The 10,595-nt window shown below is 68.0% G+C and carries 6 protein-coding genes, 1 other RNA gene and 1 pseudogene; 4 read left to right on the plus strand and 4 right to left on the minus strand.

What is annotated here, in order from left to right; translation table 11 throughout:
* On the plus strand, positions 1-339 hold a 339-nt coding region (locus L810_RS48805), incomplete at its 5' end, for a hypothetical protein (protein WP_218921753.1).
* 151 nt (positions 340-490) lie between these two features.
* Entirely contained in the window at positions 491-955 is a 465-nt protein-coding gene (locus L810_RS39950) for an OsmC family protein (RefSeq protein ID WP_027788367.1), read from the plus strand.
* Positions 956-1,025: 70 nt separating this feature from the next.
* On the opposite strand, the gene rnpB is transcribed toward L810_RS39950, so the two are convergent.
* The 3 genes from rnpB to pyrC all read right to left on the minus strand — a co-directional run bounded on the left by rnpB (position 1,026) and on the right by pyrC (position 3,413).
* An RNA gene (rnpB, locus tag L810_RS44240) (RNase P RNA component class A) lies at positions 1,026-1,437 on the minus strand.
* A 12-nt stretch (positions 1,438-1,449) separates the two neighbouring features.
* On the minus strand, positions 1,450-2,352 hold the full coding sequence (locus L810_RS39955) for a DUF3025 domain-containing protein (protein WP_021163808.1): 903 nt from the start codon (positions 2,350-2,352) through the stop codon (positions 1,450-1,452).
* Positions 2,349-3,413 (minus strand): dihydroorotase, encoded by a 1,065-nt coding sequence (pyrC, locus tag L810_RS39960; RefSeq protein WP_021163809.1) that lies wholly within the window; start codon positions 3,411-3,413, stop codon positions 2,349-2,351. Before pyrC ends, L810_RS39955 begins: the two co-directional genes overlap by 4 nt.
* A 205-nt stretch (positions 3,414-3,618) precedes the next feature.
* Here pyrC and L810_RS39965 point away from each other — a divergent pair, with 205 nt between their 5' ends.
* Positions 3,619-4,530 carry a class II glutamine amidotransferase gene (locus L810_RS39965; protein WP_081052699.1) on the plus strand — a complete coding sequence of 304 codons (912 nt, stop codon included), beginning with the start codon at positions 3,619-3,621 and terminating at the stop codon, positions 4,528-4,530.
* Positions 4,531-5,111: 581 nt separating this feature from the next.
* On the plus strand, positions 5,112-10,379 hold the full coding sequence (locus L810_RS39970; RefSeq protein ID WP_042978176.1) for an autotransporter outer membrane beta-barrel domain-containing protein: 5,268 nt from the start codon (positions 5,112-5,114) through the stop codon (positions 10,377-10,379).
* Positions 10,380-10,479: 100 nt separating this feature from the next.
* Here L810_RS39970 and L810_RS47860 read toward each other — a convergent pair.
* Positions 10,480-10,595, minus strand: a pseudogene (locus tag L810_RS47860) (amino acid ABC transporter ATP-binding protein); the annotation flags it as partial.

Genomic DNA, 10,595 nt, shown 5'->3' on the forward strand with positions numbered 1-10,595 from the left:
ACGCGCCGGCGCCCGATGCGCGCCCGCGCGGCACGCCGCCCGACGCGACCTCGCAGCCTGCCGCCAGGCAGCCCGCGTAACCTTGCCGGAGCGCGCAAACCGCGCGCCGATGTTTGCATGGGACGAAAAAAAGCCCGAACGGCTGGTTCGGGCTTAATCCACCATAGGAGGAGGGTGGAGGAGACATTCGGAGGTTGCCGCAGCGCGACAACCAATGAGGCTCATTATACGAACGCGTCGTCGACTCCACAAGAAAATTTGCATTGCGAAATCAAACGCCACAATATGAAATTTAATGCGGCGCGTTTGAATCGCTGCTTTTCTCTTTTAAATCAATGACCTGATTCCGGAAGGCACGATCAGGAGCCGCCGTCGTCTAGAGCAAAACCCCTAAGTCCGGTGGGGAATTGAATGTCCGGGGCGCCGCTCAGGCGGCGCCCGCGTTGCGCGTCGTGCACCGCATCAGCCGACCGTTGCGCCGCGGGCTACAATGCCGGATCGAATCCGAATCAGGCAACGCTGGAGTGCAAGCATGGAATGCAAAGTAAGCTGGATGGGCCAGGACGGCATGGCGTTTTCCGCCGAGACCGGCAGCGGCCACCTCGTCGCGATGGATGGCGCGCCCGAAGGCGGCGGTCACAACCTGGCGCCGCGCCCGATGGAGATGGTGCTGCTCGGCACCGGCGGCTGCACGGCCTATGACGTCGTGCTGATCCTGAAGAAGAGCCGCCAGGAAGTCAGCGGCTGCTCGGTCACGCTGAAGGCCGAACGCGCGAGCGAAGACCCGAAGGTGTTCACGAAAGTGCACTTCCACTTCACCGTCACCGGCCGCAACCTGAACCCGGCCACGGTCGAACGCGCGATCAACCTGTCGCACGACAAGTATTGCTCCGCGTCGATCATGATCGCGAAGACGGCCGAACTCACGCATTCGTTCGACATCGTCGCCGGCTGAACGCACGGCGAGCGCACATGAAAAAAGGGCCGGCGCTCCGTTGGGAGACGCCGGCCCTTTCGCATTCGAACGGCAAAGCAGGCCGATAAGCCGGATTCTGTGCACGCTGCGCGCCGAAGCACGCAACGCGTGGCAGCCATTCCTCTAGGCGCGCCATTGCTGACGCGCTCAAGCTTCCTACCCGCAGACGAGACGGGGGCCCCGTCCTGCATCCGAAGATGCGCGCCTGCCTACTTGGAATTGCTCCGGGTGGAGGTTACCGTGCCGGCGAACGTCGCCGTCGCCGCGGTGCGCTCTTACCGCACCGTTTCACCCTTACCTGATCCCGGCTTGCGCCGGGCCATCGGCGGTTTGCTTTCTGTTGCCCTGTTCCGCGTGTCGCCACGGATGGCCGTTAGCCATCACCCTGCCCTGTGGAGTCCGGACTTTCCTCGCCCCCGCGCGCCCGAAGGCGGCGAGGCCGCGACTGCCTGGCCTGCTTTGCGACGCGCATTCTAGCACTGCGCGCCGCCGCCGGCAGCGCGCGAGCGGCGGCCGCTGCGAAACACGGCCGGATCGTCGTAGAACGCCGGCTCGGCATTCGCATCGCACCAGCCCGGCACGCCGAGCACCGGGAGCGGCGCGAAATCGCGGCTCGTCAGCGCGCGCGTCGCGAGTTCCGCGGCGACACGGGCGTCGACATGCGCGATGCGTTGCGCGTCGGGCCACGAAAAATAGTCGGCGCCCACTTCGACGATCCACGTGTGCGCGGTGCAGGATTTGTAAGGCGCGACGAGTTTCTCGAGCAGCGCATGGCCGACCAGCCGCGCCTCGCAGCGCGTGCCCCAGGCCTCGCGCGCGGCGACCAGCAGCCGCGGCCAGTCGAACCCGCGCAGCGCGTCGGCGAGCGCACGGTCGGCTGTCACGAACAACGCGGCGTTCTCGTCGAACAGCGTGAGCGCGTCGCGCAACGTGCCGCGCACGGGGCCGACCCCGCCCGCCGCGTCGATCGCCGCGGCCTGGCGCGCGTTCAGTACGGCCTTGATGCGCGGATACGCGAACCAGACGAGCGCGTTGAAGTAGTCATGCAGATTGTGGCGGGTCGGGACACCGCCCGTCTCCGCGATATGGGTCTCGTACGCGACGCCGGGCGGCAATGCGGCCTGCGGCACGAACCGCAGCGGCCGGCCACGGCCGCTGATGCGCGGGCCGTCTGGCCCGGTATCGCTCGGGGCGCCATTCAACGCGCCGTTCAGCGCGTCGAGCAATGCGGCCTCGCCCGCTCTTGCGGCCGCCTGTACGACGCGACCGGGGCCCGCGTAGGGCCCGAGCCACGGCACGGACCAGTCGATCCGCGCAAAATCCGCCGCCCCGCTACCGGCCGCCTGGCCAGGTTCGCGCGGCGGCGCGAAGGTCACGCCAGTTTCCAGCCGATCGTCTCGCCGCCGCGCAGCGGCACGACGGGTATATCGCCCGCGAAGATCTCGCGCGGCAACTCCCATGCCTCGCGACGCAGCGTGACCGTCTCGGCGCTGCGCGGCAGCCCGTAGAAATCGGCGCCGAAGAAGCTCGCGAAGCCTTCCAGCCTGTCGAGCGCACCGGCGTGGTCGAATGCTTCCGCATACAGTTCGAGCGCATGCAGCGCCGTATAGCAGCCCGCGCAGCCGCACGCGGTTTCCTTCGCGTCGCGCGCATGCGGCGCGCTGTCGGTACCGAGGAAGAAGCGCGGGTTGCCCGACGTCGCGGCCTCGACCAGCGCGACGCGATGCGTCTCGCGCTTCAGCACCGGCAGGCAGTAGTAATGCGGGCGAATCCCGCCGACGAACAGCGCATTGCGGTTGTACAGCAGGTGATGCGCGGTGATCGTCGCGCCGAGCAGGCCGGGCGCCGCATCGGCGTCGCGCACGTAGTCGGCCGCGTCCTTCGTCGTGATGTGCTCGAACACGACCTTCAGGCCCGGGAAATCGCGGCGCAGCGGCGTCATCACGCGGTCGATGAAGACCTTCTCGCGGTCGAACAGGTCGATCGATGCATCGGTCACCTCGCCGTGCACGAGCAGCGGCATGCCGGTTTCCTGCATCGCCTCGAGCGTCTTCGCGCATTTCGCGAGATCGGTGACACCGTGGTCGGAATTCGTCGTCGCACCGGCCGGATACAGCTTCACGCCGTGCACGAAGCCGCTTTCGCGCGCCCGGCGGATCTCGTCGGGCGGCGTGTTGTCGGTCAGGTACAGCGTCATCAGCGGTTCGAACGTCATCCCGGCCGGCAGCGCGGCGAGGATGCGCTCGCGATAGGCCTGCGCCTGCGCGGTGGTCGTCACCGGCGGCTTCAGGTTCGGCATGACGATCGCGCGGCCGAACTGGCGCGCGGTGTGCGGCAGCACGGCGGCCAGCATGTCGCCGTCTCGCAGGTGCAGGTGCCAGTCGTCGGGACGGGCGAGCGAGAGCGTCGCCGGGGAGGAAGCGTTCGAGGCAGTCATAGGAGGCGTCGTGAGGAACGGCCGGGCCATCGGCGGGGCCGGAACGCGCGTGCGCGGGCCGACTGACGGCAAACCGCAACACGGGGCCTTTGGCCAGCGGAATCCGCTTTTTACCGCTCAGGGCTCGGTGATATGCTAGAAGCCGCATTGTACCGGGGTTCGCCCGGTTCGTTACCCCCCGCCTCAGCCTGCTGCCCCAAGTAAAATGTGCCAACTCTTAGGAATGAACTGCGCCGCGCCGACGGACGTCACATTCTCCTTCACAGGTTTCGCGGCCCGGGGCGGGCTCACCGATCACCATGCCGACGGCTGGGGCATCGCGTTCTTCGAGGACAAGGCCTGCCGCCTGTTCATCGATCACCAGGCATCGGCCACGTCGCCGATCGCCGAAATGGTGAAGCGCTACCCGATCAAGTCCAAGAACACCATCGCGCACATCCGCAAGGCGACGCAGGGCCACATCCTGCTCGAGAACAGCCATCCGTTCATGCGCGAGCTGTGGGGCCGGCACTGGATCTTCGCGCATAACGGCGACCTCCAGGACTACGCACCGGACATGGACGGCAGCGTCTATCATCCGGTCGGCACGACCGACAGCGAACAGGCGTTCTGCGTACTGATGCAGGGGCTGCGCGAAACGTTTCCCGGCGCGCAGCCGCCGCTGCCCGAACTGTTCGAGCGCGTCGGCGAGCTGACACGCGGCATCACCGATCACGGCGTGTTCAATTTCCTGATGTCGAACGGCCAGGCGCTGTTCGCGCACTGCTCGACGCGGCTGCACTACCTCGTGCGGCGCTGGCCGTTCTCGACCGCGCATCTCGTCGACGAAGACCTGTCGATCGACTTCGCGAAATACACGACACCCGAGGATCGCGTCGCGGTGATCGCGACGCAGCCGCTCACCGACAACGAAGTCTGGACCGCGTTCGAGCCGGGCGAACTGATCATGTTCCAGTGCGGCGACGTCGCCGCGCGGATGCGGATCCCGGTGCCCGAACGCGTGCTCGAGAAGCTGCGCAATCCGGCGCTCGACGCATCGGCGTCGGCGCCGCGTGACACGCGCGAGGCGCTCGCCACCGCCGCCGACGTCGATTCCGACGACGCGATCGACTTCTGAGCCCGGCGCGCTGGCGCCCCTCCCCTGTCAGCCACTGTCCGGCGAGTCGACGGCTCGTCGCCGGGGTATATCACTCGCCGGCTGCCGATTCCGGTTCATCCGGGCCAAATTCCCGTATATCGAAGCGAAGCAACACGACATTCGCCCGATTCGATTCGTTTCAATATAAAACGACCCAGGCGAGAAAATAATAAATCACCCAATCGGAATACAGACAATCCGGAAACCGCATTTTAACGCACCAACCTGATGCAAACCGTGCGCCAGCCCACTGATCCGGCGATCACGAACCCGCACGTAAATAATCGGCAGAATCCTTACCCCACAAGGCTTTCAGTTCGATTCGTCACACAATCAAGAAATACAGAATAAAAACAGCACTATTGCCGCATTTGTTAGCTTCCCGACAATTCACCTCCTTCCCGATCAGTAGAGTCCGCTCATCCTCGGTGTAACGAATCGCGAATGGCGGAGATACGGCCACGGCCGCCGCGCATCCATTCACGCCATTCCTCACCGCGGATTGCGATTTCACCGCACCGCGGTGAAAACCACATGAAAACAAGAGAGAGGGGCTTGTCGTGAATCACTCATTTCGATCGATATGGAGCGAGACCACCGGCTGCTGGGTCGCGGTTGCGGAAACGGCGCGGGCGCGCGGCAAGCGGTCGGGCAGCCCATCCGGCGCAAGCCTGCGCGCCGCCCACACGGCAGCGCGCAGGACGCCGCTTCGCGCCGCGGCACTCGGTGCCGTGCTGGCCATGCTGTCGGCAAGCTCCGCGTACGCATCGACGTGCGGCAGCGGCGCGGCCGTCGCGAGCGGCGGTACCTGCGCGCTCGGCAGCTTCAGCCCGACCGTCAATGACGACCTCGCCGGCGCCACGACCGTGTCGGGCGGCGACCGCGTCGGCCTGACGGGCGGATGGACCGGCGCAACCGGCGACATGGGCTACACGCCGATGCCGTTCGCCAACACGCCCATCATTTCCGGCAATCCGGATCAGCCGCTGGTATCGCTCGGCGGCAAGACGCAGAGCGTCGGCACCCCCGACTCGATCACGGGCGGCCATACGTCCGTCGCCACTTACGACTCGGCCGCGTTCGTCGCGTCGACCGCTGGCTCGACCGTCGTGCAGGTCTATCACGACGTGAACGGCGACCAGTACGTGAACACGCGCATCGGCACGGTCGCGAATTCGGGCGGCACGCTCGACGTATCGATCGGCAACCCCGCGAACGCGCCCGCGGCGACCGGCAACGCGATCACGATCGCGGCCAAGCAGACCGACCTGACCTACGCGGACGGCACCGGCTCGACACCGAGCGTCATCAACTGGAATTCGCGGAACCAGGTCTGGTTCATCACCGGCGACTATCTGGCAAGCGGCGGCCCCGTCGGCCGCGTCGAGCTCGACGTGCCGACCTACGCGGGCACCTTCACCGCGTTCGACGGCAGCACGTGGACCGTCACCGACGCCGCGTCGCTCGCCGCGTACAACAACTTTCTCGTGCGTTCGGTCCAGAGCGGCGCACTCGGCTCGCAGGCAGCCTACGACAATGCGTTCGGCCAGGCCGTGACGTTCGCCACGCAAACCTTCGAGTATGCGAACAACGTGTCGCCCGACGACAAGAACGCGCTCCCCAGAAACTATCCGTCGGTGATGCACGGCACGGGCGCGAACGCGACGCTGCACATCGGCAAGGACGGCCAGATCGACTTCCGCGGCGCCAATACGATCGACGCGAGCGCGGCCGTCGTCGCGGAAAACGGCGCGCACTTCGTCAACGACGGGCGCCTGTCGGGCGACTTCAACCTGGTGCGCCTGTTGAGCGGCGCGAGCGGCGTCAACAACGGCGTGATTTCGTCCGGTTACACGGCGGGCGACAATTTCGGCACGGGCGGCACCGCATCGCCCGACAATTTCGGCCTCAATACGTACGTCGAAGGCAGCGGCGTGTATGCCAACGGCACAGGCACCACGTTCGTCAACAACGGCGTGATGAACGTCGGTGCGTGGAATCTCGACCACAACCGGCTCGACCTGCAGAACTACGCGATCGCCGCGACCGACGGTGCGAGCGCATCGAACGCCGGCACGATCAACGTCGGCGTCAACGCGACGACGCTCGATAGCCAGGTGATCGGCGGCCTCGTCGCCGGCGGCAGCTTCACGAACGAAGCCGGCGGCACGATCTATCTCGGCCGCGCGGCCCAGTACGATGCCGGCACGCCGGAGGCCGCGAACGACGTCGCGCTGTCCGCGCACGCATACGGCATCCTGCTCGGCCCGTCGGGCACCGCGAACAACCTCGGCACGATCGTGATCGGATCGCAGACGCAGAACGGCGCCGCCATGGCGAGCATCAACTCGTCGTCGGGCACGCTGACCAACGCGGGTTCGATCGTCGTCAACGGTGCGGCGCCCGGCACGCCGCTCGCCGACGTCGGCATGCTCGCGGCCAACACGGCGGCGACCGTGACCAACACCGGCACCATCACGCTGAACGGCGTAAACGGCATCGGCATCATGGTCGTCGGGACCGGCACGAACGCGACGGCCGCGACCTCGACCGGCACGATCAACGTGGCCGGCAGCCTCGATCCCGCATCGGGCACACGAAACTACGGCGTGTGGGCCGAGGGGCCGCACGCGAAAGCCACGCTCGACGGCGCACTCAACCTGACGGGCACCGGCGCGATCGGCGTGCACGCGCGCTCGGGCGCGACGATCGACGTCGGCGCCAACGCGGTGCCGGCGTTCATGTCGGGCACCAGCCAGATCGGCTTCTATGCGTATGGCGCCGGCTCGAAGATCAACGTCGCCGCGCAGCACCTGAGCGTCGACACCGACGATTCGACGCTGTTCCGAGTCGCGGGCGGCGCTGCCTACACGGGCGCGTCGGCAGCCGGAACGCTGACGACCGACGTCAACGGCCAGCGCGCGCACGGCGTGCTCGCGACCGACGCCGGCACCGTGCTGTCGACCGGTAACGCGATCTACAACGTCAACGGCGCGAACGGGATCGCGATCGGAGTCGAGGGCGGCGCGCAAGGTACGATCGACGCGGGCGCGACGATCAACCTGAATGCGGCAGGCGCGATCGCAGGCGTCGTCGACGGCCAGGCGCACGACCTCGCCGGCGCCAATGCCGGCGCGCCGGTCGCGACGACGCTGACCAACGACGCGGCCGTTACGTCGTCGACCGCGGGCGTGACGGGCTTCGTCGCGCAGAACCTCGGCACGCTCGAGAACCGCGACTCGGTGCTGCTGACAGGCGCCGGCTCGACGGGCGTCGTGGTCGGCACGCTCGGCACGGTGAACAACGCTTCGACGATCCGCGTCTCGAACGGCACCGGTGCGCTCGTACAGGGCGCGTCGGCCACGCTGGCCAACGCGGGTTCGATCGAAGCCGACGACGGCGTCGCGGGCGTGCGTCTGACGGGTGCCGGCGCATCGGTCGCGCTGTCGGGCACCGGCACCGTGATCGCGAACGGCAGCGCCGACGGCGTGCTGATCGACTCGACCGTATCGGGCGGCGGGATCGCGGCCGGTGCGACGTCGATCGCGGCCGGCGGTTCGGGCAGCGGGATTCACAACCTCGGCACGAATACGACGATCGCGCTGTCCGGCACACAGGTCACGACGACCGGCGGCGGCGCGAACGGCATCGTGTCGACGGGCGGCGGCGCGCGCATCGCGGCCGATGCGGCGACGGTCGTGCGCACCGCCGGCAGCAACGCGCTCGGCATCCACGTGACGGGCGCGGATTCGACGCTCGCGGCGACCGGCACGACCGTCGCGACGACGGGTGCCGGCGCACACGCGATCGTCATGGATGGCGGCGCGACGGCCCTGCTGTCGGCCGCGAAGATCGCCGCATCGGGCAGCCTGGCCGACGGCATCGTCGCACGCAACGGCGGCCGCATCGGGGATACGGGCTCGACGATCGCCAGCGCCGCCGGCAACGGCGCAACCGCCGACAGCGGCGGCGTGCTCGCACTGACCGGCACGACGCTCAAGGGCGCGGCGGCCGGCGTGCTGACGTCCGATACGCTCGCAAACGGCGCGACGAGTTCGGTGCTCGTCGACGGCGGCAGCGTGACGTCCGCGACCGGCCCGGCCTTCGCCGCGCGCGGCGGCACGGCCGACATCGCGGTGCGCAACGGCACGGTCGTGACGGCCGGCAACGGTACGCTGCTCGACCTGTCGAACGGCAGCAACGCCACCTTCACCGCCTCGGCCGTGAACCTGGCCGGCGACATCGTCTCGGACGCCTCGAGCACCGGCAACGTGCTCCTCGCGAACGGCACGACACTGACCGGCAAGATCGACCCGGTCGCACTGACCGTCGACCCCACCAGCACGTGGCGCATGACGGGGAGCTCCGTGCTGAGCAGCCTGAACAACGCGGGCCTGGTCGCATTCGCCGCGCCGAGCGGTTCGCCGACGCTCGCGGGCAGCTACAAGACGCTCACGACCGGCAGCTACGTCGGCAACGGCGGCACGATCGCGCTCAACACGTTCCTCGGCGCCGACGCATCGCCGACCGACCGGGTGATCGTGAACGGCGGCACGGCGAGCGGCACGACGGGCCTGAAGATCGCCAACACGGCCGGCACCGGCGCGCAGACGAAGGGCGACGGGATTCCGGTGGTCGTCACGACCAACGGCGGCACGACTACCGCATCGGCATTCCAGCTCGCCGGGCCCGTGCAGGCGGGCGCGTACGAATACCGGCTCTATCGCGGCGGGCAAGGCGACGCGAACGGCTGGTACCTGCGCTCGCAACTCGATCCGTCGGACCCGGGCGACCCGATCCACCCGTCCGGTGGCGGCGACGGCGGCGGCAACGGCAACGGCAGCGGCGGCACGCTCGCGTATCGCCCCGGTGTCGCCGGCTACGCGCTCACGCCGCTGCTGAACGCCGACTACGGCTTCTCGACGCTCGGCAAGCTGCACGAGCGCGTCGGCGACATCGCCAACCTCGACAAGCAGCAGCCCGGCAATCGCGACGGCGTGTGGGGGCGCATCGGCGGCCAGAGCCTCGACGCGAACGCGGGCCGCTTCGCGGCCGACGAGCGCACCTTCTTCGCGCAGTTCGGCAAGGACTGGACGCTCGACCAGGCGCCGAACGGCGGCGCCAGCACGCATGCGGGCGTGACGGCCAGCATCGGCGTGTCGAACGCGAGCTTCAGCGACATGGCACGCGCCGATACGGCCAACCTGTCGATGTCGACGGGCTCGGTCGAGATGCACGCGCAGAGCGTCGGCGGCTACTGGACGAAGTACCTGTCCGACGGCACGTACTTCGATAGCGTCGGGCAGGTCACGCACTACGGCAACCGCTATCGCGACAGCTACGGCAACGAGGCGTCGCAAAACGGCTTCGGCGTCGCGCTGTCGCAGGAAGTCGGCAAACCCTTCGCGATCGGCGGCCTGCCGGTCGCGGTCGAGCCGCAGGCGCAGCTGATGTACCAGTACCTGAAGCTGAACGGGTTCAACGACAACGTATCGGCGGTATCGGGTACGACGACGAACGCGCTGCGCGGCCGCGTCGGGGTGCGCATCTTCCGGCCGAACCTGCAGTCCGGTTCGGGCGGCAGCGCTGCCACGCCGTACTTCACGGCCGACGTGCTGCACGACTTCCTGTCGCCGGGCCAGACCGTCGTCGGCGGCACGCCGTTCGCGACGCATCTCGGCCGCACGTGGTACGAGCTCGGCGTCGGCGTGACCGCGGGCTTCGGCAAGTCGGGCGAGCTGTACGCGAACGCGAAGATCGCGCGCAACATCGGCGGCGACTATCGCCGCGGCATCGTCGGGCAGGTCGGCTACCGCTACAGCTGGTAACGCCCGCGAGCGGCGGACAGCGGACGAAAAAAAACCGCCCGGCGCTCGGCCGGGCGGTGTCCGCATCGACGCGCTTGAAGCGCGTGAGCCGCGTGAACGCTCAGTGCAGGATCTTCGCGAGGAAGTCCTTCGCGCGTTCCGATTTCGGATTCGAGAAGAAATCGTCCTTGCGGTCGTCCTCGACGATCGCGCCTTTGTCCATGAAGATCACGCGAT

This window comes from Burkholderia sp. AU4i (assembly GCF_000466765.1).
GTDB lineage: Bacteria > Pseudomonadota > Gammaproteobacteria > Burkholderiales > Burkholderiaceae > Burkholderia > Burkholderia cepacia.

Excerpts from the sequence above, each read along its gene's own strand:
- L810_RS39950 (WP_027788367.1), top strand. The coding sequence starts at position 491 with ATGCCGGATCGAATCCGAATCAGGCAACGCTGGAGTGCAAGCATGGAA.
- L810_RS39965 (WP_081052699.1), top strand. The coding sequence starts at position 3,619 with ATGTGCCAACTCTTAGGAATGAACTGCGCCGCGCCGACGGACGTCACA.
- pyrC (WP_021163809.1), bottom strand. The coding sequence starts at position 3,413 with ATGACTGCCTCGAACGCTTCCTCCCCGGCGACGCTCTCGCTCGCCCGT.